This window comes from Marmoricola sp. OAE513 (assembly GCF_040546585.1).
Classification (GTDB): Bacteria; Actinomycetota; Actinomycetes; order Propionibacteriales; family Nocardioidaceae; genus Marmoricola.
The window spans coordinates 3,333,932-3,357,566 of record NZ_JBEPOC010000001.1 but is presented as its reverse complement, the minus strand read 5'-3'; the positions used below and the strand labels follow the sequence as shown (position 1 = coordinate 3,357,566).

At 70.4% G+C, this 23,635-nt stretch carries 23 protein-coding genes and 1 tRNA gene; 13 read left to right on the top strand and 11 right to left on the bottom strand.

Annotation, left to right across the window (positions count from 1 at the left end):
• The first annotated feature begins 2 nt into the window (after positions 1-2).
• Together cbiQ and ABIE44_RS16760 are read left to right on the top strand one after the other, a co-directional pair.
• A complete protein-coding gene (cbiQ, locus tag ABIE44_RS16765; RefSeq protein WP_209714880.1) occupies positions 3-680 on the top strand; it encodes a cobalt ECF transporter T component CbiQ in 678 nt (225 codons plus the stop codon).
• On the top strand, positions 677-1,417 hold the full coding sequence (locus ABIE44_RS16760) for an energy-coupling factor ABC transporter ATP-binding protein (RefSeq protein WP_209714883.1): 741 nt from the start codon (positions 677-679) through the stop codon (positions 1,415-1,417). The genes cbiQ and ABIE44_RS16760 overlap by 4 nt, the downstream gene beginning before the upstream one ends.
• 9 nt (positions 1,418-1,426) lie before the next feature.
• On the opposite strand, the gene ABIE44_RS16755 is transcribed toward ABIE44_RS16760, so the two are convergent.
• Positions 1,427-2,107: a DUF6989 domain-containing protein gene (locus tag ABIE44_RS16755; protein WP_209714886.1), complete on the bottom strand. Its 681-nt coding sequence runs from the start codon at positions 2,105-2,107 to the stop codon at positions 1,427-1,429.
• A gap of 1 nt (position 2,108) precedes the next feature.
• Positions 2,109-3,074, bottom strand: coding sequence for an alpha/beta fold hydrolase (locus tag ABIE44_RS16750; protein WP_354438209.1), 966 nt, complete (start codon positions 3,072-3,074; stop codon positions 2,109-2,111).
• Between the two features lie 204 nt (positions 3,075-3,278).
• On the opposite strand from ABIE44_RS16750, the gene ABIE44_RS16745 reads away from it, so the two are divergent.
• The 6 genes from ABIE44_RS16745 to ABIE44_RS16720 all read left to right on the top strand — a co-directional run bounded on the left by ABIE44_RS16745 (position 3,279) and on the right by ABIE44_RS16720 (position 9,692).
• A complete protein-coding gene (locus ABIE44_RS16745; protein WP_354438207.1) occupies positions 3,279-4,427 on the top strand; it encodes a PucR family transcriptional regulator in 1,149 nt (382 codons plus the stop codon).
• 79 nt (positions 4,428-4,506) lie between these two features.
• A complete protein-coding gene (locus tag ABIE44_RS16740; RefSeq protein ID WP_209714889.1) occupies positions 4,507-5,691 on the top strand; it encodes an acyltransferase domain-containing protein in 1,185 nt (394 codons plus the stop codon).
• Positions 5,688-6,692: a beta-ketoacyl-ACP synthase 3 gene (locus ABIE44_RS16735; RefSeq protein WP_354438206.1), complete on the top strand. Its 1,005-nt coding sequence runs from the start codon at positions 5,688-5,690 to the stop codon at positions 6,690-6,692. The genes ABIE44_RS16740 and ABIE44_RS16735 overlap by 4 nt, the downstream gene beginning before the upstream one ends.
• Positions 6,693-6,739: 47 nt before the next feature.
• Positions 6,740-6,988: an acyl carrier protein gene (locus ABIE44_RS16730; RefSeq protein WP_209714892.1), complete on the top strand. Its 249-nt coding sequence runs from the start codon at positions 6,740-6,742 to the stop codon at positions 6,986-6,988.
• Positions 6,989-6,993: 5 nt separating this feature from the next.
• Entirely contained in the window at positions 6,994-8,247 is a 1,254-nt protein-coding gene (gene fabF / locus ABIE44_RS16725; RefSeq protein WP_209714895.1) for a beta-ketoacyl-ACP synthase II, read from the top strand.
• A complete protein-coding gene (locus ABIE44_RS16720) occupies positions 8,244-9,692 on the top strand; it encodes a carboxyl transferase domain-containing protein (RefSeq protein WP_209714898.1) in 1,449 nt (482 codons plus the stop codon). The genes fabF and ABIE44_RS16720 overlap by 4 nt, the downstream gene beginning before the upstream one ends.
• 154 nt (positions 9,693-9,846) lie before the next feature.
• Here the strand turns inward: ABIE44_RS16720 and ABIE44_RS16715 are convergent, their stop codons facing one another.
• The 3 genes from ABIE44_RS16715 to ABIE44_RS16705 form a co-directional block, all read right to left on the bottom strand.
• Positions 9,847-10,350 (bottom strand): DUF3145 domain-containing protein, encoded by a 504-nt coding sequence (locus ABIE44_RS16715; protein ID WP_209714901.1) that lies wholly within the window; start codon positions 10,348-10,350, stop codon positions 9,847-9,849.
• A gap of 167 nt (positions 10,351-10,517) precedes the next feature.
• On the bottom strand, positions 10,518-11,447 hold the full coding sequence (locus tag ABIE44_RS16710) for an alpha/beta fold hydrolase (protein ID WP_209714904.1): 930 nt from the start codon (positions 11,445-11,447) through the stop codon (positions 10,518-10,520).
• 66 nt (positions 11,448-11,513) lie between these two features.
• A complete protein-coding gene (locus ABIE44_RS16705; protein WP_209714908.1) occupies positions 11,514-12,323 on the bottom strand; it encodes a PP2C family protein-serine/threonine phosphatase in 810 nt (269 codons plus the stop codon).
• 142 nt (positions 12,324-12,465) lie between these two features.
• Between ABIE44_RS16705 and ABIE44_RS16700 the strand changes: the two genes are divergently transcribed.
• Entirely contained in the window at positions 12,466-13,824 is a 1,359-nt protein-coding gene (locus ABIE44_RS16700; protein ID WP_354438203.1) for a hemolysin family protein, read from the top strand.
• Positions 13,825-13,897: 73 nt separating this feature from the next.
• On the top strand, positions 13,898-14,935 hold the full coding sequence (locus ABIE44_RS16695) for a hemolysin family protein (RefSeq protein ID WP_209714914.1): 1,038 nt from the start codon (positions 13,898-13,900) through the stop codon (positions 14,933-14,935).
• 128 nt (positions 14,936-15,063) lie between these two features.
• On the opposite strand, the gene ABIE44_RS16690 is transcribed toward ABIE44_RS16695, so the two are convergent.
• From ABIE44_RS16690 to ABIE44_RS16680, 3 genes are read right to left on the bottom strand one after another with little or no spacing between them, the layout of a single operon-like run.
• On the bottom strand, positions 15,064-15,981 hold the full coding sequence (locus ABIE44_RS16690) for a carbohydrate kinase family protein (protein ID WP_209714918.1): 918 nt from the start codon (positions 15,979-15,981) through the stop codon (positions 15,064-15,066).
• Positions 15,978-16,661 (bottom strand): class II aldolase/adducin family protein, encoded by a 684-nt coding sequence (locus ABIE44_RS16685; RefSeq protein WP_209714921.1) that lies wholly within the window; start codon positions 16,659-16,661, stop codon positions 15,978-15,980. The genes ABIE44_RS16690 and ABIE44_RS16685 overlap by 4 nt, the downstream gene beginning before the upstream one ends.
• Positions 16,658-17,305, bottom strand: a complete 648-nt coding sequence (locus tag ABIE44_RS16680) for a TetR/AcrR family transcriptional regulator (protein ID WP_209714924.1) — start codon at positions 17,303-17,305, stop codon at positions 16,658-16,660. Before ABIE44_RS16680 ends, ABIE44_RS16685 begins: the two co-directional genes overlap by 4 nt.
• A 66-nt stretch (positions 17,306-17,371) precedes the next feature.
• Between ABIE44_RS16680 and ABIE44_RS16675 the strand changes: the two genes are divergently transcribed.
• Both ABIE44_RS16675 and ABIE44_RS16670 read left to right on the top strand, forming a co-directional pair.
• On the top strand, positions 17,372-18,859 hold the full coding sequence (locus ABIE44_RS16675) for a flavin monoamine oxidase family protein (RefSeq protein WP_209714928.1): 1,488 nt from the start codon (positions 17,372-17,374) through the stop codon (positions 18,857-18,859).
• Positions 18,856-19,950, top strand: coding sequence for an SMP-30/gluconolactonase/LRE family protein (locus ABIE44_RS16670; RefSeq protein WP_209714931.1), 1,095 nt, complete (start codon positions 18,856-18,858; stop codon positions 19,948-19,950). Before ABIE44_RS16675 ends, ABIE44_RS16670 begins: the two co-directional genes overlap by 4 nt.
• Positions 19,951-20,031: 81 nt before the next feature.
• Here the strand turns inward: ABIE44_RS16670 and ABIE44_RS16665 are convergent, their stop codons facing one another.
• Positions 20,032-20,220, bottom strand: coding sequence for a DUF5999 family protein (locus ABIE44_RS16665; protein WP_209714934.1), 189 nt, complete (start codon positions 20,218-20,220; stop codon positions 20,032-20,034).
• A 242-nt stretch (positions 20,221-20,462) separates the two neighbouring features.
• On the opposite strand from ABIE44_RS16665, the gene ABIE44_RS16660 reads away from it, so the two are divergent.
• Positions 20,463-21,131, top strand: a complete 669-nt coding sequence (locus ABIE44_RS16660) for a class I SAM-dependent methyltransferase (RefSeq protein WP_209714938.1) — start codon at positions 20,463-20,465, stop codon at positions 21,129-21,131.
• Here the strand turns inward: ABIE44_RS16660 and ABIE44_RS16655 are convergent.
• Positions 21,129-21,202, bottom strand: a tRNA-Ile gene (locus ABIE44_RS16655). The two genes, ABIE44_RS16660 and ABIE44_RS16655, sit on opposite strands and share 3 nt — an antisense overlap.
• An 88-nt stretch (positions 21,203-21,290) precedes the next feature.
• Complete coding sequence (locus ABIE44_RS16650) at positions 21,291-23,573, bottom strand: right-handed parallel beta-helix repeat-containing protein (protein WP_209714941.1); 2,283 nt, start codon at positions 23,571-23,573, stop codon at positions 21,291-21,293.
• Positions 23,574-23,635: the final 62 nt, after the last annotated feature.

Below are 23,635 nucleotides of genomic sequence, written 5' to 3'. Positions count from 1 at the left end.
GGATGGGCGGCGCGCACGGACACAGATTGCACTTCCACGCGCACTCGCCGGTTCACCAGCTGCCTGCGCACGTCAAGCTGGTGGCGCTGCTGGTCTTCATGCTCGTGGTGGTCGCGACGCCCGGTGATGCCTACCCGTTCTTCGCGGGCTACCTCGCGCTCCTCGGGGTCGTCATCGCGGTCTCCCGGGTGCCGCTCAGCTACCTGCTCCCCCGCCTGCTCGTCGAGGTACCGTTCGTCGTCTTCGCCGTCCTGCTGCCGTTCATCGCCACCGGCCCGGAGACCGACGTCCTCGGGATCACCGTGAGCGAGCACGGCCTGACCGCCGGCATCTCGCTGCTGGTGAAGGGCACGCTCGGTGTGCTGGCCAGCCTGACCCTGGCCGCCACCACCGAGCCGCACCGGCTGCTCGACGGACTGACCCGGCTACGCGTGCCGCACCAGCTGGTGCAGATCATGTCCTTCATGATCCGGTACCTCGACGTCGTCACCGACGAGCTGCGCCGGATGCGGATCGGCCTGGACTCGCGCGGTTTCCAGGCGCGCTCGGTGCGGCAGTGGGGTGTCCTGGCGAGTACTGCCTCGGCCCTGTTCATCCGCAGCTACGAGCGCGGCGAGCGGGTGCACCTCGCGATGCTGTCGCGCGGCCACGACCCGAACGCCCCGGCAGGTCGCTCGTGAGCGTCCCCGTCCTCGACGTCCGCGGACTCGCGCACGCCTACCCGGACGGCCACCAGGCCCTCTTCGGGGTCGACCTGCACGTGCACGCCGGCGAGCGCGTCGCCCTGCTCGGTCCCAACGGCGCCGGCAAGACCACGCTGGTCCTGCACCTGAACGGGATCCTCACCGCAGGAGCCGGGACCGTGGCCGTCTCGGGCCTGCCGGTGGAGAAGAAGAACCTGCGCGAGATCCGCCGCCGTGTCGGCATCGTCTTCCAGGACCCCGACGACCAGCTGTTCTCCGCGACCGTCCGCGACGACGTCGCCTTCGGGCCCCGGAACCTCGGCCTGCGCGGCGCCGAGCTGGAGGCGCGGGTCCTGCACGCGCTCGACCAGGTCGGCATGACCGAGTACGTCGACCGCCCGCCGCACCACCTCTCCTTCGGGCAGCGCCGACGGGTCGCCGTGGCGACGGTGCTGGCGATGGAGCCCGAGATCCTGGTGCTCGACGAGCCGTCCTCGAACCTCGACCCCGCCTCGCGGCGCGAGCTCGCCGACATCCTGCGCTCGCTCGACGTGACCGTCCTGATGGTCACCCACGACCTGCCGTACGCCCTCGAGCTGTGCCCGCGGTCGGTGGTGCTGTCGGACGGCGTGATCGTCGCCGACGGAGAGACCCGGGACGTGCTCACCGACGACGTGCTGATGAAGGCGCACCGGCTCGAGCTGCCGTACGGGTTCGACCCGCGCTCGGTCTGACCGCCCGAGTCACGCGGTGATCCGCCACCCGGCCACGTCGATGACGAAGTGCGCCAGGACCAGGGCACCCAGGTAGAACGTCGACACGGCGAGCGCCGCCGCGACCCGCGTCAGCAGGTCCTTGTTCCGCACCTGGACGAACGCAGTCGCCGTCGCCCACCCCAGCGCCGCCTCGGCCGGCACGACGTAGGTCGCGACGCCCCAGATCCGGTGCGTGTCCCCGGTCGGTTCCCACAGCCCGAGCGTCGGCGCGAGCATCTCGGTGCCGAAGAAGATCGCGGCCGCCAGGAACGCCGTGCGGCCCGGTCTGGCGCCGGTCAGCACGACCGCCGCGAACAAGGGCGCCACCCACATCGCCGCCATCGCCAGCGGGATCACGTCGTCGACCCGCGGTCCCCCGCGGTCGGGGAAGCGCAGCGTGCCCACGACGTCGGCGAGCACCCAGTCGGGAAGCACCTGGAACGCCGAGACCAGCGCCAGGAAGCCGACCAGGGATGCGAGGTCGGACCGCCCGGTGGAGCGGCAGACCGCGAGCAGCGCGACGAGGTAGGCGACGACGACGGCCAGAACGCCCCAGCCCTGGTGAGGAGGGTCGAGGGAGAGCACCACGGCGCCGCCGGCGAGCAGGCCGACGTGCACCAGGACGATCAGCCCCGCACCCTGGGTGCTCGAGCGCAGCGGCGACGTCACCTCAGGCGATCGGTGCCGCGCGCGGCACCAGGTGCAGCTGCTCGGAGACCGGCGCCAGCGGGCCGTTGCGGAGCAGGCTGCGCCACCGGCCCCGGTGGTACGACGCGGGTTGGGTCGAGCGGATGAAGTCGTTGAGGATCTTCACGAACCTCTCCGGGTGGTCCTTATGCGGGAAGTGCCCGGAGTTGCCGAGCACCTCGACCTGGGCCCCCGGAGCGATCGTGGTGACCGTCTCGGCGTGCTTCGCAGGGATCACCTTGTCCTCGGTGCCCCAGACCACGAGCATCGGCATCGCCTGGGTCAGGTACGCCCGGTCGACCATCGTGACGATCTGGCCGCGGGCATCGACGACGGCCCGGACGACGTGGGAGATCGCCCGGCGCGTGCCCGGGTCCTTGAACGAGTCGTAGATCTCGGCGACCTCGTCGAGGTCGTGGGTGATCGTCATCCCGGTCCGCGACAGGGCCCGCATGCCGGCGATGCCCGCGTGCCGGATCCCCGGCAGGGTCAGCACGGTCATCGCGGCCTTGAAGCCGGGCAGGCCGACAGCTCGGATCATCGGCGTGACCTCGGGGCCGAGTCCGCCGGGGGCGACCAGCACCATCCGCTCGGTGCGCTCGGGGAACTGGTAGGCGAACTGCATCGCGACGCCTCCCCCGAGGCTGTGCCCCACGACGGTGACCTTGTCGATGTTGAGCACGGTGAGGAGGTCACGCATGCCGTTGGCGTACCCCCCGACCGAGTAGTCGGCCCGGGGCTTGGCGCTCTGGCCGTGGCCGAGCAGGTCGGGTGCGATCACCGTGTACTTCTTGGCGAGCTTCGCGATCACCGGAGCCCACGTCGTGTGGTCGCAGCCGAGGCCGTGGAGAAGCAGGAGCGCTGGCGCAGTGCCGACTTCTGGGCCGGCCTTCACGTAGGCACGGCGGTGGCCGTGGATCGTCACGTGCTGGACCTCGAGTGAATCCACGTGCACTCTCCCGTCTCGGTTTCCTCGGCGGTCGGGCGGCCGCCGAAGACTTGACGAGTCAACCAGAGGTTTATGACGAATCCGTTACCCGGTCGGAGATCTGACACCGTGTTGTGACAGAAGTGACACCTGGGGCGGCCTAGGCGGCAGTGGTCCAGACGAGCGAACGCGCGAGTAACCCCGTCGTACGGGCAGGATGGCGAGGTGGCCCGTACCCGTGCACAGATCGCGCAGCGCCTGACCCGCTCGAGCGGAGCGCTCAGCACCGCCGCGCTGGGGCGGATGGAGTACGACATGCCCTGGGTGACCGAGCTCCCCGCCGAGGACCGGTCCTGGATCGGCCTGATCGTCCAGGCCGGTATCAAGTCGTTCATCGACTGGTACCGGCACGAGGAGGCCTCCGCCCCGATCAGCGCCGAGGTCTTCGGCGTGGCGCCTCGGGAGATGGCCAGCGAGATCACCCTGCAGCAGACCGTGGCGATGGTCCGGCTGTCCGTCACGGTCGTCGACGAGAACCTCGACGACCTGCTCGGCCCGGACGCCGACAGCGCCCGCAGCGCCCTGAACCGCTACGCCCGCGAGATCGCCTTCGCGACGGCCGAGGTCTACGCCCGGGCCGCCGAGCAGCGCGGAGCCTGGGACGCGCGCCTCGAAGCCCTCGTCGTGGACGCGATCCTGCGCGGCGAGGACGAGGACACCATCTCCTCGCGGGCCAGCGCCCTGGGCTGGGACACCTCCGCGAACGTCGTCGTGGTGACGGGACGGCTGCGCAGCGAGGCCGACCTCGACCAGATCCGTCGCCGCGCCGCGGACCTCGGGCTCGGTTGCCTCTGCGCGGTCCAGGGCACCCGCCTGGTGGTCGTGCTCGGCGGGGTCGACGAGCAGGGGCGACCGGCCGACACCTTGTCGGACGCCTTCGCCCCCGGGCCGGTCGTCCTCGGCCCGGTGACCCGGTCGTTGGCCGACGCCAAGATCTCCGCGGACGCCGCACGCTCGGGCCTCCGCGTCGCGCACGGCTGGACCGGAGCACCACGACCGGTGGCCGCCGACGAGCTGCTCCTCGAGCGCGCGCTCGCCAGCGACCGCGCCGCTCGCCGGATGCTGGTCGAGCAGGTCTACCTGCCGTTGCGCGATGCCGGCGGCTCCGTCCTGGAGACCGTCGAGAGCTACCTCTCCGGCGGATCCTCGATCGAGGGAACCGCACGCGCGTTGTTCGTGCACGCCAACACGGTCCGCTACTACCGCCTCAAGCGCGCCGCGGAGCTCACAGGGCTCGAAGCCACCGATCCGCGGGACTGCTACACGCTGCGGATCGGGCTCACGCTGGGTCGGCTGGACGTCCGCGAGTTGTAGGAACCCTCCAACAACTGCCCGGAGGATTTCGTGCACGGCGACCCGCAGGCCTCAGCGCCGGGTCCGCGACAGTGGACGTGTGCTGATCATCGTCGCTCCCGGACAGGGAGCCCAGACTCCCGGATTCCTCCGCCCGTGGCTCGAGGACCCGCAGTTCGCCGAGCGCCTGAACTGGCTCGGAGCGGTAGCCGGCCTGGACCTGGCGCACTACGGCACGGACGCCGACGCCGAGACGATCCGGGACACCGCGATCGCCCAGCCGCTGCTGGTGGCCTCGGGCCTGGTCGCGGCACTCTCGCTGTTCCCGCACCCCTCGGACGCCTTCGGTCGGATCGGCGCGGTCGCCGGCCACAGCGTGGGCGAGCTGACCGCCGCTGCCGGCGCCCGCGCCATCAGCGCCGAGCAGGCGATGGTGCTGGTCCGCGAGCGCGGCAACGCGATGGCTCACGCAGCCGCCGCGACGCCGACCGGGATGACCGCGGTCCTCGGTGGCGACGAGGCGGCGGTGATGGCCGCACTCACGCAGCACGGCCTCACCGCCGCGAACGTCAACGCCGCGGGCCAGGTCGTCGCCGCCGGCACGCTGGAGCAGCTGGCAGCGCTGGCAGCCGACCCGCCCGCCAAGGCACGGCTGATGCCGCTCTCGGTGGCCGGCGCGTTCCACACCGAGCACATGCAGCCCGCTGTAGGGGCGCTCGCGAGGCTGGCCCCGGCCGTCTCCACCCACGACCCGCGCGCCGTGGTCATCTCCAACGCCGACGGGCAGGCGATCCACGACGGACGCGAGGCGGTCCGCCGGATCGTCCAGCAGGTGGCCCGCCCGGTGCGCTGGGACCTCTGCATGGGCACCATGCGCGACCTCGGCGTGACCGGCGTGCTGGAGATGCCGCCCGCCGGAACGCTGACCGGCATCGTCAAGCGCGCCCTGCCCGGCGTCGAGACCTTCGCCCTCAAGACGCCCGACCAGCTCGACGCCGCCCGCGACTTCGTCGACAAGCACGGGGCGCCGTCCCCGATCGACATCCACCCGACCTGGCGGATGCTGGTCGCCCCGACCAAGGGCACCTTCGTCCGCAGCGCCGGCGAGGAGGGTGAACGGCTCCGCCCCGCCAGCTCGGTCGGCCTGGTCCGCTCGACCCGCGACGAGACCGCCGTGATGGCGCCGTACGGCGGCACGATCGTGGAGTGGCTCGTCGAGGACGGCGACCTGGTCTCGCCCGGTCAGCCGCTGGTCCGGGTGCACCCCGAGGGCGTGGCGGTGTGACCGTCACCTGGGAGATGCCGACGGGCACGGCGCACGCTGCGGTGCTGGGCCTCGGCGTGCACCGCGCTCAGCGGGTCGTGCCGAACAGCGAGATCGTGGACGCGATCGACTCCAGCGACGAGTGGATCCAGCAGCGTTCCGGCATCAAGGAGCGCCGCTGGGTCGGCCCCGAGGAGACCCTCGAGTCGATGTCCCTGGCGGCGGCGAGCCAAGCTCTGGCGGACGCGGACGTCGCGGCGGCGCAGATCGACGCGGTCGTCCTGGCGACCTGCACCAACACCCAGCAGATCACCTCTCTCGCCTCCCGGATCGCGTTCCTGCTCGGCGCCGAGAGCCCGGCAGCGTTCGACATCTCCGCCGCCTGCGCCGGCTTCTGCCACGCACTGAGCCTGGCCACCGACATGGTCCGTGGCGGCACCGCCAAGTACGTCCTGGTGATCGGCGCCGAGCGCCTCTCCACGCTGGTCAGCGAGAAGGACCGCGGGACGGCGTTCATCTTCGGCGACGGCGCCGGCGCGGTGGTCGTCGGACCCTCCGAGGTCCCGGGCATCGGACCGGTCGTGTGGGGCTCCGACGGCGAGCAGCACAGCGCCATCGAGCTGAGCAGCGACTGGGTCGAGGCATTCGAGGCCGATGCCACGACGCTCCCGCACATCACCATGGACGGGTCCGCGGTGTTCCGCTGGGCGGCGTACGAGATGGCGAAGGTCGCGCAGGAGACCCTGGACCGCACCGGCATCACCGTCGAGGACCTGGACCTGTTCGTGCCGCACCAGGCGAACATGCGGATCACCGACACGATGGTCCGCGCGATGAAGCTTCCCGATCACGTGCGGATCGCCCGCGACATCGCCGAGCAGGGCAACACCTCGGCCGCCTCGATCCCGCTCGCGCTCGCCAGGATGTACGCCGACGGGACCGCTTGCAGCGGCGACCTGGCGCTGTTCATCGCGTTCGGCGCCGGGCTGACCTACGCGGCCCAGGTCGTCCGCGTCCCCTAGATCTGCACCACCCCAGTCCCCTGCACCACCCACGAGAGGAACCCAGCATGGCCAGCACCGAAGAGATCCGTACCGACCTCGCCGACATCGTCAACGAGGTCACCGGCATCCCCGCCGCCGACGTCCAGCTCGAGAAGTCGTTCACCGACGACCTCGACGTCGACTCGCTTTCCATGGTCGAGGTCGTCGTGGCCGCCGAGGAGAAGTTCGACGTGCGCATCCCCGACGACCAGGTCAAGAACCTGAAGACCGTCGGCGACGCCGTCAGCTACATCGAGAAGGCCCAGGCGGCCTGATCTCCATGAGCCGCAGAAGAGTTGTCATCACCGGCCTGGGCACCACCAGTCCTGTCGGTGGGGATGTCGAGAGCACCTGGCAGGCGCTGGTCGCCGGCCGTTCGGGTGTCCGGCACCTCACCGAGGACTGGGCTGCCGACCAGCCGGTGCGGATCGCCGGAACTGCGGCTGTCGACCCGTCCGAGGTCCTCGACCGGGTCAAGGCGCGCCGGTTGGACCGGTCCGCCCAGCTGGCGATGGTCGCGGCCATCGAGGCGTGGGCGGACTCCGGTCTGGCCGATGCGGGCGTCGATGCCGAACGGCTCGGCGTCGCCGTGGCCTCCGGCATCGGTGGCGTCACGACGCTGCTGAGCAACTACGACGCGCTCCAGGAGAAGGGTCCGCGCCGGGTCTCCCCGCTCGCGGTCCCGATGCTGATGCCGAACGCGCCGGCCGCGAACATCGGCCTGTACGTCGGCGCCAAGGCGGGCGTGCACACGCCCGTCTCCGCCTGCGCCTCGGGCAACGAGGGCGTCGCGCTCGCGCTGGACCAGATCCGTCTGGGCCGGGCCGACGTGATGCTGGCCGGTGGCGCCGAAGCGGCGATCCACCCGCTCCCGATGGCGGCGTTCGCGCAGATGATGGCGCTGTCGAAGACCGGGAGCGAGGACGGCGGCGACCCGACGGCCGTCTCCCGCCCCTGGGACACCGGCCGCGACGGGTTCGTGCTCGGCGAGGGCGCCGGCGTCCTGGTGCTCGAGGAGCTCGAGCACGCCCAGGCCCGCGGCGCGAAGATCTACGCCGAGCTGCTCGGCGCCGGCATCACCAACGACGCCCACGACATCGCCCAGCCCGACCCCGAGGGCCGTGGCGGCACCCGGGCGATCGCCCGCGCTCTGGAGGACGCCGGCATCGCGCCCGGCGACATCGCGCACGTCAACGCGCACGCGACCTCCACACCGCAGGGTGACGTCGCCGAGGGCCTGATGATCCACGCGACGCTCGGCAAGTTCGCCGACGAGGTCGTGGTCACCAGCACCAAGTCGATGACCGGGCACCTGCTCGGTGGCGCCGGGGCGTTGGAGTCGATCGCGACCGTGCTCGCGATCCACCACCGGATCTCGCCGCCGACGATCAACCTCGACAACCTCGACCCGGCCGTCGAGCTCGACATCCCGACCACCGCGCGCGAGCTGCGCAGCGGCGACATCGCGGCACTGAACAACTCCTTCGGCTTCGGCGGCGCCAACGTCGCCGTCGCGTTCGGGAGCCTTTCGTGACCGCCGCGCCGCATCTCGACAAGCTCGATGACCGGGCGCCGGTCGTCGAGCTCGCCGAGACGCCCGCAGATCCGCGTCATCCCCTGGTCCGGCTCGAGGCGCTCTTCGACGAAGGCACGTTCCAGCCGCTCTCCCCGGTCGACGGCTCCGGGATGCTCTACGGCATCGGGCGCACCCACGGGAAGACCGTGGTCGCGTTCTGCTCCGACCCCACCGTCATGGGCGGGGCGATGGGCTTCGAGGGCTGCAAGGTCGTCGTCGCGGCGTACCAGCGAGCGCTGACCGACCGGGTCCCGATCATCGGCCTGTGGCACTCCGGCGGCGCCCGGCTGGCCGAGGGCGTGCTCTCGCTGCACGCGGTCGGCGAGATCTTCCACGCGATGACCAAGGCGTCCGGCACGATCCCGCAGATCTCGGTCGTGCTCGGACCCGCCGCCGGCGGCGCGGCGTACGGGCCGGCGCTGACCGACGTGGTGATCCTCGGTCCCGAGGGCCGCATCTTCGTGACCGGCCCGGACGTGGTCCGCTCGGTCACCGGTGAGGACGTCGACATGCTGCGGCTCGGTGGCCCGGAGCCGCACGGACGTCGGTCCGGTGTCGTGCACGTCGTCACCGACACCGAGCGCCAGGCGCTCGATGCGGCCCGCGACCTGGCCTTCCTGCTCGGCGCCCAGGGCACCCTCGACGTCGCCGCTGTCGAGGACATCGACCTCGGCGGCCTGCTGCCGGAGTCCAAGAAGCGCGCCTACGACGTGCACCCGCTGGTGGCCGGCGTCCTGGATGAAGGCACCGCGATCGAGCTGCACGCGAAGTGGGCCCCGAACATCGTCACCACGCTCGGACGCTTCGGGGGCCGCAGCGTCGGCGTCATCGCCAACAACCCGCTGCGCCTCGGCGGCTGCCTGGACTCCGCCTCGGCGGAGAAGGCGTCACGTTTCGTGCGGATGTGCGACGCGTTCGGCATCCCGCTGATCGTGCTCGTCGACGTCCCCGGTTACCTCCCCGGCGTCGGCCAGGAGTGGGACGGCGTCGTACGCCGAGGCGCGAAGCTCCTGCACGCGTTCGGCGAGGCGGTCGTGCCGCGGGTGACCGTGGTGACCCGCAAGACCTACGGCGGCGCCTACATCGCGATGAACTCGCGCTCGCTCGGCGCCACCAAGGTCCTGGCCTGGCCGGACGCGGAGGTCGCCGTCATGGGCGCCGTCGCCGCCGTACGGATCCTGCACCGTCGCAAGCTCGCCGACGTGGCTCCCGAGATCCGCCCGCAGGTCGAGGCCGAGCTCGCCGAGGAGCACGCCCGGATCGCGGGCGGCATCGACAAGGCTGTCGAGATCGGCGTGGTGGACGAGGTCGTCTCACCGGCGTCGACCCGGTCGGCGATCGCGAAGGCGATCGCAGGCGCTGGGTTGGTGCAGCGCGGGGCACACACGAACATCCCGCTCTGAGCTCTGGCGAAGAGCGGGATGAAGCCGACCCGTCGGTTTTGTGCACGCGTGCGGAGGAGCGCACGTGCGCGAAAGCGACGTGTCGGCGCACCCGGCACCAACGCGAGCATCGTTCAGACCCGCGACGCGATCGCTGACCCGGGCTGGTGGTCGATCACACCACCTGGTGGAGCCACCTGACCGGCACGCCGTCGCCGGCGTACCGGAAGGTCTCGAGCTGGTCGTCCCACGGCTTGCCGAGGAGCTTGTCGATCTCGAGCTCGATCGTGGTCTCGCCGAGCGCGGCCTTGATGACGGCTGCCTTGATCCGGTCCTCGGGGATCATCAGGTCGCCGTGCAGGCCGGTCACGCCGTGGAACACACCGAGCTCGGGGGTGTAGGAGAAGCGGGCGCCCTCGGTGGACGAGGTGGGCTCCTCGGTGATCTCGAAGCGGAGCTGGTTCCAGCCGCGCAGGGCCGAAGCGATGGCAGCGGCCGTGCCGGCGTCTCCGGTCCACGAGTACTCCGCACGGTAGGTACCCGCCTGAGCAGGCTGCGGCGTCCACTCGAGGTTCACGGCATTGCCGAGCACACCCCCTGCGGCCCACTCCACGTGCGGGCACAGCGCAGACGGCGCCGAGTGGATGAACAAGACTCCACGGGTCGCAGTACGTGTCACTTCAGCCTCCTCTGACTCCGGCGTTGAGCTACGCCTTCCCCAGCGGGCTCTTCGACGTCAGCGAGGTTGACCTGTGACGAATGTGAACTTGTGTCCCCCATTGTGGCTCAAGTCGAGCCCTGACACCAGAGGGACACAGGATCGGTTGTGGGGCAAATGCGGAGGAATCACGCTTTCGCCGCGCGCTTGCGGGTGACCTTGCGCGGCCCGAGCTCCATCAGGGTCTGCAGCACCTCGGTCGCCACGCTCATCCCGGACAGGTGCGACTCCCCGTCGATGGTGGCGAACGCCGCGTCGGGCAGCCGCTCGACCATGTGGACGCCGTGCGCGTGCGGGATGATGTGGTCGTCGTCGCCGTGCCACCAACGCACCGGCACGCTGACGTCCGCGGCCTCGAAACCCCAGTGCTTGGTGAAGAGGATGATGTCGGCCAGCGGGGCGCCCACCTGGAACCGGGAACCGTTGATCAGGTCGTCGAGGAACATCGCCTTGAACTCGGGCCGGGCGAGCAGCTCGCGGTCACCGCGGGGCTGGAAGACGCCGTAGGTGCCGATCGCCAGGCCGGCCAGCGGCTTGACCAGCTGGATGCCGGCGGCCAGGGCGTAGCTGAGCGGGAGCCGGACCGCACCCAGGACCGGGGCGGCGTACGGCGCGACCTCGACCAGCCCGCCGCGGATCGCGTCCGCGCCCTTGGTGGGCGCGACGCCGCCGAGGACCCCGACGCCGTGCACGCGGTGCGGCAGGGCGGCGCCGGCCGCGAGCGCATAGGGGCCGCCGCCGGACAGGCCGATCACCCGGAAGGTGTCGATGCCGAGGTTGTCGGCCAGGAGCTCGAGGTCGCCGGTCCAGTCGAGGATGTCGTCGTACAGGTGCGGGGTGGAGGTACCGATGCCCGGGCGGTCGATCCCGATGATCCGGAGGTCGTGCTCCTCGGCGTACAGGCGCGCCTCGACCGGTACCTGGCGGCGTCCGCCCGGCGTGCCGTGCAGCCAGATGATCGCGGCGCCGCGCGGCGTCCCGAACTCGGCGAAGGAGAGCCGACGCTCGCCGCGCACGGCGACGGAGCCTTCGAGACGGGGGCGCGCGATGTCAGCCATCCCGCCATTCTCCCCGCACGAACGTGAAAGTGGAACACGTTCCAGTGTGGAACCTGCCACTCCTGCTCAGGCGGACTCCGGCGCCCGTACGGCGGCGACGTCGACCACGTTCCCGGGATCCCCGAGCGCGCCGTACAGATGACCGTCGGCACTGATCTCGGGGCCGTCGACGACGGTGGCCAGGACACAGGTGACGTTGTCCCTGCCGCCCCGCCCCAGCGCCCGCGCGATCAGCTCGGGGACGGCTGCGTCGTCGCTCGCAGCGCCCAGCGTGCGCGCGATCTCGTCCTCGGTGACCAGGTCGCTCAGGCCGTCGCTGGCCAGCAGTACCCGGTCTCCGACCACCAGGTCGAGCTCGACCAGGTCCGGCTCGACGTCGGCGTGCCCGTTCACGACCCGCAGCACGACGTTGCGCCACGGGTGCTCGGCAGATCCCGCCTCGTCGAGACGCCCCTCGTCGAGCATGTTCTGGATGTAGGTGTGGTCGGTGCTGACCCTGTTCAGCTCGCCGTCGCGGAACACGTAGCCGCGGGAGTCGCCGAGGTGCCCGAGCACGAACCGGGTCCCGTCGGTGACCACGGAGGTCAGCGTCGTCGCCATGCCGCTGCGGCTCGGGTCGAGGTCGACCCCCGCGTGCACCTGGGCCTGGGCGAGCGCGAACCCGGCGGCGAGCACCTGGGCCGGGTCCTCGCCGCGGCGCATCAGGGCAGTTCCTGCCAACGCGTACGCCGCCGTGGCCGAGGCGACCTCGCCCGCTGCTCCCCCGCCGACCCCGTCGGCGACCAGGATGCAGTACGGGCTCACGAACGCGGAGTCCTCGTTGTTGCCGCGGACAAGACCGACGTGGGAGTCGCCGGTGCCGGAGAGCCGAAGCATCGAGGTCCTCCTGACGACGGGATGCGAACCGCTGGTTCGCGCGAGATGACGACCCTCTCACGACTACCTGGGAGGAAGTCCAGAGCCTCTCCTGCACCTACCTGTGCGGCGCGAGTGGGAGCGACCCGCAACAATGGGGCGCATGGAGTGGATCCTGCTCGGCGCGGCCGTGGCCCTGATGGTCATGTGCGGCCTGTTCGTCGCGGCCGAATTCGCCCTCGTCACCGTCGACCGCGCCGAGGTCGAACGAGCCGTCGCCAGTGGCGACCGTGGCGCCGAGGGAGTCTCGGTCGCGCTGCGTTCGCTCTCGACCCAGCTCTCCGGTGCCCAGGTCGGGATCACGCTGACGAACCTCGCGATCGGTTTCCTCGCCGAGCCCGCGATCGCCCGGCTGCTCGAGGACCCCCTGGAGTCGTGGGGCCTGTCGGAGGACACGGTCACCCCGGTCTCGGTCGCCCTCGGACTGATCATCGCCACCTTCGCGACGATGATCTTCGGCGAGCTGGTGCCGAAGAACGTGGCGATCTCCCTCCCGCTCGCGACCGCCAAGGCGACCCAGGGCTTCCAACGCGTCTTCACGATGGTCATCTCGCTCCCGATCAAGGGGCTCAACGGCTCGGCGAACGCGATCGTCCGCGCGCTCGGCGTCGAGCCGCAGGAGGAGCTCCGGTCGGCACGTTCCTCCGAGGAGCTCGCCTCGCTCGCCGGGCGGTCGGCCTCCGAGGGAACCCTGGACACCGAGACCGCGCACCTGGTGCAGCGCTCGATCGCGTTCGGACCCCGGACCGCCGGCGAGATCATGACGCCGCGGATGCGGATGGCGTCGGTCGACGCCTCCGACCCGGTCTCGAAGATCATCGACCTCTCCGCAGCGACCGGGTTCTCCAAGTTCCCCGTCATCAAGGGCAGCAGCGACAACATCGTGGGGTCGGTGCACGTGAAGCAGGCCGTCGCGGTGGCCCGCAGCGACCGCGACTCCACCCTGGTCCGCGAGGTGATGGTGGCCGCCACACTGGTCCCCGAGTCATTGCGCCTGGACCCGTTGCTCGCGCTGCTGCGCGGTGAGGGTTTCCAGATGGCGATCGTCTCCGACGAGTACGGCGGCACCGCGGGGATCGTGACCCTGGAGGACGTGGTCGAGGAGATCGTCGGCGACATCTCCGACGAGCACGACCGGCTCTCGGCCCGGCTGCGCCGGCGTCCGGACGGGTCGTGGATCGTCTCGGGCCTGCTGCGTCCCGACGAGGTGCTCGACGCGACCGGTCTCGACCTGCCCGAGCACGAGGACTACGACACCGTCGCGGGACTGCTGGTCCAGGCGCTCGGCCGGATCCCCGTCCGCGGCGACGAGGTCCGCGTCCCCCTCCCGGTCATCCCCCCCGAGGACGACGACGAGAAGCCCGTGCACGAGTTCGCCCGACTGCGCGTCGAGCTGATGGACGGGTTGCGGGTCGACCGCATCTCGGTACGCCGTGAGGTCGACGAGGAGGTGCAGGCATGAGCGAACGAAGTGAGCGACTGATCGAGCACTGCCACCTGTGCTCGTGGGCGGCCGACACGAAGCGAGGTCGCGCATGAGCACGGAAGCCGGTCTCCTCCTCGGCGTCGCGCTGCTGATCGGCAACGCGTTCTTCGTCGGTGCCGAGTTCGCGTTGGTCTCCGCCCGTCGTACGCAGATCGAGCCACGCGCCCAGCAGGGTTCGGCGCTGGCCAAGTCGGCGCTACGCGCGATGGAGCAGGTCTCCCTGGTCATGGCCGGAGCCCAGTTCGGCATCACGGTCTGCTCTCTCGGCCTCGGTGCCGTCGCCGAACCCGCACTGGCCCACCTGCTGGAACCTATCGCCGAGAACCTGGGCATCCCGCACGGAGCCGTGCACCCGATCGCGTTCACGATCGCGTTGACCTTCGTCGTCTACCTGCACGTGGTGCTCGGCGAGATGGTGCCCAAGAACCTGGCGCTGGCCGGCCCCGAGCGCGCGGCGCTGGTCTTCGGCGCGCCGATGATCATGATCGTCACCGCCCTCAAGCCGATCGTGTGGATCCTGAACGCGATCGCGAACGGCATCCTCCGCCTGGTCGGCATCGAGCCGAAGGCCGAGGTGTCCTCGGTGTTCACCCACGAGCAGGTCGAGGCGCTGGTCGACGAGTCCCGCGCCGAGGGCCTGCTCGAGGAGGGTGAGTACGAACGCCTCTCCGGCGCCCTCGGGTTCACCTCCCGAACGGTCGCCGACGTGTACCTGCCGATGGCCGGGCTGCAGACCGTCACGCGGGGTGCCCGGGTCACCGAGGTCGAGGCGATCTGCGCGGAGACCGGGTTCTCCCGCTTCCCCGTCGTCGGTGAGACCGGCACGCTGATCGGCTACCTGCACATCAAGGACGTCCTCGGTCACGACCCGCATGGACGTGCCCGGGTCGTCGAGGACCGCTGGATCCGCCAGTTCGCCAACGTCCGGACCGGCGAGACCCTGGTGCACGCGCTGCAAGCGGTGCAGTCCCAGGGCGCGCACATGGCGCGAGTCGTCGACGAGTCCGGCGAGGTCGTGGGCATCGCGACGCTCGAGGACGTCATCGAGGAGCTTGTCGGCGAGATCCGCGACGCAGCGCACCACTGAGTCCGGTCGTCGAGCTGCATCGGTCGTCGAACGGCATCGGTCGTCGAGCGGCATCGGTCGTCGAGCTTGCCGAGACGCCCTGAGGTCCACGCGTACCGAACCGCGTCTCGGCAAGCTCGACTACCGGGCTAGCCGGCGAACGCCTTGACCTTGTCCCAGTCGTAGTCCCCCGCGTCGGTGCCGACGCCGGTGGCGACCTGCGCGGCGGCGGCGCACCCGAGGCGGGCGGACTCGGCGAGGCCGAGGCCCTCGGCCCGGGCGAGCAGGAAGCCGGCGGAGAACGCGTCGCCGCAGCCGGTGGTGTCGACGACCTCGATGCTGAACGCCGGGACCTCGTGCTCCTCCTCGGCCGTCACGACGATCGCGCCCTTCGAGCCCTGGGTGACCGCAACGCAGCCGGCTCCCTTGGCGACGAGCGCACGGGCACCGGCGGCCAGGTCGGTCTCGCCGGTGAAGCCGAGCACCTGTTCGTCGTTCGGCAGCAGGTAGTCGGTGTGCGGGAGGCAGTCCTCGATCCACGCGAGGAGGTCGGGGTCGCCCGGCGCGAGGATGTCGACCGAGGTGGTGCAGCCGGCCGCCTTCGCCGCGGCGAGCAGCTCGCCGGCGGCCGGGCCACCGAGGAACTCGGGCCCCCCGAGGTGCACGTGGGTCAGCCCCGGCACCGAGGTCAGGTCGATGTCCTCGAGCGTCAGCGTGCCGTTGGCGCCGATGCAGTGCCACGCCGGGCGGTCGCCGTTCGGGCGCACCGGGATCACGCTCGAGGAGGTCTGCACCCCCTCCTTGGTGACCAGGCGCGAGACGTCGATGCCGTCCGCAGCAAGAAGCGAGGTGAGCACGCTGGCAATCGGGTCGTCACCGAGCGCGCCGATGCTGTGCACGTCGGCGCCGAGGCGGGACAGCACCAGACCGGTCCCCCCGGCGGTCCCGGCGGCCGACATCCGGATCGTGTCGACGACGGCGCCGTCGGAGCTCTCGGGGATCGACTCGACCCGCAGGACGTGGGTGTCGAGCACGTGGACGCCGACCACGGCGATCGTCTGGGTCATGGAGTCTCCTCGGGATGGCGGTCCGCGACCGCTCGGGTGGTTCCGTAGCTGCGGGCGAGAGCGGCCTCGATGACCGCCGCCTGCTGGACCTCGTCCAGAAAGCGGGGGCTACCCAGGACGGTCGCGTCGAGCAGCAGCCGGCAGCACCACTCGAGCAGCAGCGCGTTCTCGACAGCCTTGGCCAGGTCGCCGCCGGTGGTGACCGCTCCGTGGTTCGCCATCAGCGCGGCGGACCGGCCGGTCAGTGCCGCGGTGACACCGTCAGCGAGTTCGGTGCTGCCGAAGGTCGCGTACGGCACCACCGGGATCGCACCGCCGAGCAGCAGCTGCTGGTAGTGGATCACCGGGAGCTCGTCCTGGACGCAGCCGACGGCGGTGGCGGCAGGGGCGTGCGTGTGCACGACCGCGAGCGCGCCCGCGCGTCCGACGGCAGCGAGGTGCAGCTCGACCTCGGAGGTGGGCTCGAGATCGCCGAGGACGACGTTCCCGTCCCGGTCGACGACGGTCACGTGCTCGGGAGAGCACTCCCCCAGGACGACCCCGGTCGCCGTCACCGCGACGTGGCCCGAAGACGCGTCGACGGCACTGACGTTGCCCGCCGTACCGATGAGGAGGCCTTCGGCGGCCAGGCGCCGCGAGGCGTCCGCGACCTGCGCGCGGACCCCGTCGTACGCCGTCACGCCGCGGGCTCCGCAGCGAAGGTGCGCAGGTAGGCCGCGACCATCGCGATGCCCTGCTCGACCAGGAACGGATCCCCGGCCAGATCGGTCTCGTAGGCGAGCTGGAAGCAGCGGTCGCCGATCTCGACCGCGAGCTCGGCCGCGGCCAGCGGCATGTCCGGACGGGCAAGACCGGCGTCGACCGCGAAGGTGCGCAGCTCCTGCGCGGTACGCCGGTTGTGCTGCCGACCGAAGTCGTTGACGGCGGGGTTGGTGCGACCACGCAGCCAGATCTCGACGAAGTCCGGACGCCGGGCGTAGACCTTCACGTAGGCGCGCATCGTCGTCTCGACCAGCGAGGCCACGGAAAGGTCCGTCAGCTCCGCGAGGTCGGCGGCGACCTGCTCGTCCATCTCCAGGGTGTCGCGCTCGACCAGGGCCAGCAGGATGGCGTCCCGGTCGGAGAAGTACTGGTAGAGCGAGGCGATCGGGACCTCGGCCTCGGCCGCGATCGCCCGTGTGCTCAACGCGTCGACACCGTGCTCCACGACGAGGTCCGAGGCGGAGTCCAGGATGCGCTCGACCCGCTCGCGCGAACGAGCCTGCATGGGAGTACGACGCAGCCCCGGCGAGCCGGTGAGCGCAGGTGAGGTGACAGCAGGCACGGCCTGAGGTTAGCATCAAACCTAAACCTGACACATGTTCGCTTTCTGCCCTCCCAGGAGCACTTCATGACCCTCCCCCTCGACCGGCGGACCCTGTTCAAGGGCGCCCTCGCCACCGGCCTCGGCACGATGGGTGTCGGCCTGCTCGAGGAACAGGTCAGCGCGGCGACGCTGCAGGGGTCGCTGCCGAAGAAGGTCGACGTGGTCGTCGTCGGCGGCGGCCTGTCCGGACTGGTCGCCGCTCGCAAGGTGGCGCGCGCGGGCAAGTCCGTGCTCGTGCTCGAGGCCCGCAAGCGCGTGGGCGGGCGACTGCTCAACCACGAGCTCAAGAACGGCAGCGTCATCGAGGCCGGTGGCGCGTTCGTCGGGCCCACCCAGGACCACATCATCGCGCTGGCCAAGAAGCTCAAGGTCCCGACCTTTCCCGAGTACACCGCCGGCAAGAACGTCTTCGTCTCGCGGGGTCAGCGGTCGACGTACACCGGTACCGTGCCGCCGGACCCGACGATCCTGCTCGACGCCGCGCTGCTGCTCAGCAAGCTGGACGGGTACGCCGCCGAGATGCCGGTCGACGCGCCCTGGTCGCACCCCAAGGCGAAGGAGTGGGACTCCCAGACGCTGTCCCAGTTCATCCGTCACAACACCTTGAACAAGACCGCGGTCGAGAACCTGATCAAGTGCTGGACCCAGCCCGGCTTCGGCGCGGACCCGAACCAGCTCTCGCTGCTGTTCGTCATCCACTACCTCGCGTGCTCCGGCAACGAGTCCACGCCCGGCACCTTCGAGCTCAACTCCGACACCAAGGGCGGCGCTCAGGAACGTCGTTTCGTCGGTGGCTCCCAGCTGGTCCCGCTGCGCCTGGCCGAGAAGCTCGGCCACCGTGTCGCCCTGCACACGCGGGTCAACCGCATCGACCAGAGTCCTGGCCACCGTGCGGTGGTGCACACCAGCCGCGGCATCGTAAGGGCCCGCCGGGTGATCGTCGCGGCGCCGCCGCCGATGGTGCTCGGGATCGACTGGTACCCCCAGCTCTCGACGCAGCGTCACAACCTGCTCACGCACTGGAACATGGGCGAGCTGATGAAGTGCGACGCCGTCTACTCCACGCCGTTCTGGCGCAAGGACGGCCACAGCGGATCCGGCCTGGCCGACGCGGGCGCCACCCGCGCGGTCTTCGACAACTCCCCGCAGGACGCGAAGGTGGGCGTCCTGCTCGCCTTCGTCGGCGGCTCGGTGCACCGGCAGTACGCCCACCTGTCGCTGGCCAACCGCCGGAAGGCGGTGCTCGAGGGCTTCGCCCAGATGTTCGGACCGAAGGCGCTCAAGCCGATCGAGTACACCGAGCACGACTGGACCAAGGAGCGGTGGACCGGCGGCGGACCGGTGCCGATCATGGCGCCGGGAACCATGACGAAGTACGGCCCGGCGATCCGTCAGCCGCACGGTCGCGTGCACTGGGCCGGCACGGAGACCTCGACGTACTGGAACGGCTACATGGACGGAGCCGTGCGCTCCGGCAAGCGTGCCGCGATCGAAGTTCTGGACAAGCTGTGAGGCGGGTCCTCGCGGCCGCCGTCGCCACCGTCCTCGGCGTCGTCGTGCTGTCCGCGCACCCGCAGTCGGCCTCCTCGGCCGCCCGCGCGAAGTGGAACACCCAGGTGTTCTCGCGGGTCCCCTACCCGGGCACCCCGGCGTACGTCTTCGCGCACCCCAACGGCCGGGTGTACGCCGGCACCTACGCCTCGACGTCGAACAAGACGGCCTCGCGGGTCTTCGAGTGGACCGGCAGCGGGACGCTGCTGCGCTCGTGGACGGTCCCCGGCCAGAAGCTCGGGCAGGAGCCCGGCGTCCAGGTCGCGACCTCGGACGCCCGCGGCAGGCTGGTGCTGCTGGAGAAGTCGACCTCGGGCGTGCTCACCCTCAACACCAAGACCGGCAAGTTCAAGCGGCAGGCGACCCTGCCCGACCTGCCGCTGTGCTCGAAGAAGAAGAAGCCGTGCTCCCCCAACGGCTCCGACGACAAGGCGATCCCGAACTACGCCGCGTGGGGCCCGGACGGTGCCCTGTACATCACCGACTACGGCCAGGCGGTGATCTGGCGGATCCCGGCGAAGGGCGGTGCGCCGACGGTGTGGTTCGCGTCGGCAGCGTTGGACAACAGCCTCGGGTTCGGCACGACGGGACTGGTCTACCAGGCCTCGACCCGCTCGTTCCTGATCGGCCAGCAGACCACCGTCGACGGGCAGGCCCTGCGCGGCCGGCTCTACCGACTGCCCGTCAAGAAGGGCGGGAAGCCCGGAGCGCTCAGCACGCTCTGGAAGTCGCGCACGATGGAGCTCCCCGACGGCTTCGGCATCGGGAAGTCCGGCAAGATCTACCTCGCGAACGTGGTCTCGAACCAGATCGTCGTGCTCTCGCCCGCGGGCAAGGAGCTCGAGCGGTTCCCCAAGGGGGTGGGTGCCGGCAAGAACGGTTCGTCGATCCCGTTCGACGGGCCGTCGAACGCGACGTTCATCGGGAAGCGACTGCTGGTCGCGAGCCAGTCGCCCGTCGCGGGCGACCGGAACCACCACGTGATCCACGACGTCCAGGTCGGCGAACAGGGTGTGCCGACCTACCGCCGGAAGATCTCCCGGCTGCGCTGAGATCCTGGGCTGACTTCTGTGCTGACTTCTGGGCTGACTTCTGGGCTGACTTCTGGGCTGATCAGTCTCGGGGTGTGCTGATCAGGAAGCTGCGGACAGCGGGACCATCTCGACGTGGCCGTCCGGGGCGAGGTACCGGCCGTCGTCGAACAGGATGACCCCGTTGCAGAGCTGCTCCCAGCCCTGCTCGAAGTGGTCGGAAACGGTGTGCGCGCTGCAGCAGTTGGGAGCGGTGGCTTCCGGACAGCGCGGCGAGTGAGTGCACTGCATTGTGCTCTCCCTTTCAACTCGATCTGAGTGCTTGCCTCTATGGAACACCCAGATCGGCCGTGGATCGATCTAAACGCGCAAATCGGACGTCAATTGTCTGAATCGTGACCTAGGTCCCGGGGTGGTCCAGACCTATGGGGACGCACCCCCGGCCTGGCGCGCTGCCCCGAGCGGCCCGGCACAGCGCGCCGCCGTGAACCTCAGCTGGGGCGAGCGTGCCTGGTTGCCCGTAGGCTCCACGGATGGAGCGTCGCCACGTGCCGGACCCAGGGGGTCCGCCCAACGCCCGCACCGTCGCGTCCTACGAGCTGATCGCCGAGGACTACGCACGCGAGACGGCCGGCGTCGGGTTGTCCGAGGTCCTGACCCGCTTGGTGCGGGCCGTCCCGACGGGCGAGGTCCTCGAGATCGGGTCCGGCCCCGGCTGGGACGCCGATGCCCTGGAGGAAGCCGGCCTTCGCGTCCGCCGTACCGACATCACGCAGGCCTTCCTCGACCTCCAAGCGGCACGCGGCAAGCGGGTCGAACGGCTCGACGTCGTGACGGACGACCTCGGAGGTCCGTACGACGGGGTGGTGGCTCTGCACGTCCTGCAGCACGTCGAGCCCCAGCACCTCCCCGGCGTCCTCGCCCGCATCTCGACCAGCCTGCGTCCCCACGGCCGGTTCGCCGTAGCGGTGCGCCTGGGCGAAGGGACAGGTTGGGAGGTCGGCGAGTCCGGCAACCCCTACTTCCGAGCACTGTGGTCCGAGGCGCAGTTCGTTGCTGAGATCGAGCGGGCCGGGATGAGCGTCGAGTGGAGCGTGCAGAGCAGCGACGAGGAGCAGAGCAGCTGGTTGACGCTGCTGGCCGCGACGCCTGCGCGACAGGACGACCTCGACGCACCGACCGGCAGAATTTCACCTGAGTAGGGCGGGTGGGGCTCGAACCCACGACCCAAGGATTATGAGTCCTCTGCTCTGACCGACTGAGCTACCGCCCTTCGACGCGCGAGCCTACCCATACGCTCCGGGGCGCGGAGCAGCACGTCGGTTGCTGGATGTCCCTTCCAGCAACCGACATGCCCCGGATCACTGGTTGGCTGCGGTGAACGCCGCTGCCGCTCCGTAGATCTTGTACAGCGCGAACCCGCCGGAGTAGCCGCTGGTGCAGCGGCCGTCGAAGAGCTGCTTCGCGGCGTTGTCCTTGAGCAGCGAGCCGTAGCCCACGGCCTTGTTGCCGCCCTGGACCTGCTTGCCGTTCATGTTGCGGATCCGCTGGATGATCTCCAGCTGGGCGCTCGGGGTCGCCTTGTTCCACCAGCTGCAGGTGTACATGCTCAGCGGCTTGGTGCTGGTCGGACCGGGCTTGACGTTGCCGGGCAGCAGCGGTCCGAGCACCATGTTCAGCAGGCCGACGGCGTCGAGACCCTGCTTGTAGGGCTTGCAGGTGCGCTGGCCGAGCCCGGCCTTGCAGAACGCCGACATCACCTTCATCTGCTGGTCGCTCACCTTCGTCGAGGACGCGGCCGCCTTGGCGGCTGCGCTCCCCGGCTTCTTCGGGGTGACCGCCCAGGTGCAGAGTCCGTCGGTGCCGCCCGGGTACCCACCGAGCTGGAGACCGGCGAGGCAGGCCACCAGCTCGGCCTCGCCCAGCACGTTGCCCAGGCCGACGCTCTGGTTCGGCTTGGTGCCGCTGCTGCAGCTCGGCAGCATCGTGTTCGTGCTGACCTTCTTGCCGGGCGCGGCGGTGTTGCCCCACCAGCAGTTGCCGGTGTTGGTCGGGAACGCGTCCCACCAGAAGTCGGTACCGTTCGGCCGGACGTCGCCGTTCGGAGCGACGCCCATCTTGTTGTTGAACGTCTTGTTCCCGTACGACGTGCTGATCCCGATCGGGTTGCAGCCCGGGATCGGCGTCTCCGTGTCGCCCAGGATCGGGCCGCAGACGGTCGCGTCCGGGACGGCGAAGATCATGGTGCCGTAGCGCCAGTTGTCGTAGAACCGGTTGTTCTTGACGATGTTCTCGTTGCCGCCGGCGAGCCAGAGCCCGGAGCCGACCGGTGCCGGGATGAACGGCACGACGTCCGAACCAGGCTTGAACGGGTTGAAGTTGTTCGAGTAGAAGTTGTTGCCGTCGATGACGTTGCCCGCCTGCGGGAAGCCGGGGTGGCCGGCCGCGGTGAAGACGTCGGTGGTCAGGCCCAACGCGTTGTCGTAGAAGTTGTTGGCGTAGATCAGCGTGCCGTGGCTGTTGGTGCCGGAGAAGCCGCCCGTGTTGTGGTGGCTGTCGCAGAACCGGTAGTACTGGCTGTACCGCGCAGTCGGGTAGAACCCGGTGTCGCGGTTGGCGAGCAGGCTGGGCGCGCCCGAGCCCGGGTAGATGCCGGAGTCACCGGACCCCTTGGCGTCGCAGTTCTGCACCACACCGTGGTCACCGACGAACGACAGCACGCCGTACGCACCGGCGTAGTAGGCCTTGAACCGGTCGAACAGGTAGCCGTCGGTCTCGATCACGTAGATGCCGTGCTCGCGCGCGTGCCGGATCTTGATGTTGCGCAGCACCACGCCGTCGGCGCGGTCGACGAAGATGCCGACGTCCTTCTTGTGACCGGCGGCCGAGGGCCCGGAGTCCCCGGCCTTCGGGTCGCCGGCCTCGATGATCACGTCGTCGGCGCTGACACCGGAACCCTCGAGCTGGAAGTTGCAGCGGATGCACTTGCCCGGGTTCGGGATGCCGAGACGGTTCTCCAGCGCCGGGTCGGGGTCGGCCTTCATGCCCTTGCCCAGGTCGCGACCGATGATGGCGATCAGGTTGGCGTCGTTCGGGCAGCGCAGCTGGGCCTCGTGCGACATCGCGCCGGGGTCACCGGAGTCGGAGTGGGTGTGGTACTTCGCGCACCTGGCGTCGTACGTCGGCTTGGACCGCGAGGTCGGCTCGAGGTACATGCCCGGCATGATCACGACCCGGTCGTTGTTCCCCGAGGCAGTGACAGCCGGCTGGATCTCCTTGTACTTGCAGCGCTCGAACAGGGCCTTGTTGATGCGCAGCAGCTTGGCGGCGGCCTTCTTGCCCAGCGCGCGGTGGTCGGACGGACGGATGTAGTAGCCGTCCTCGCGCGCCTTCCTGATCGACTTCTTGACCAGCTTCAGGGAGTTGGACTTGCAGACGACCCGGGTCTTGCCGGGCTTGCTCCTGTCCAGCGCCGAGGACAGAGACCGGGCCGTCGGTACGGCGCCGCCCGCGCAGGGTGCGACCGCGCAGTCCGCCGTCGGGTCGGGCCAGTACGACGGCCGCTCCACGTGGGCCGAGGCGGCCTGCGGGACGAAGAGCAGTGCCGAGAGGGCCACGGCAAGGGCAAGGAGGAAACGCCGCATCTACAGTTCCTTGGTCATAGGTGCGCGCGGACGCGCTGTAGGCCCTCACCCACGACGAAACC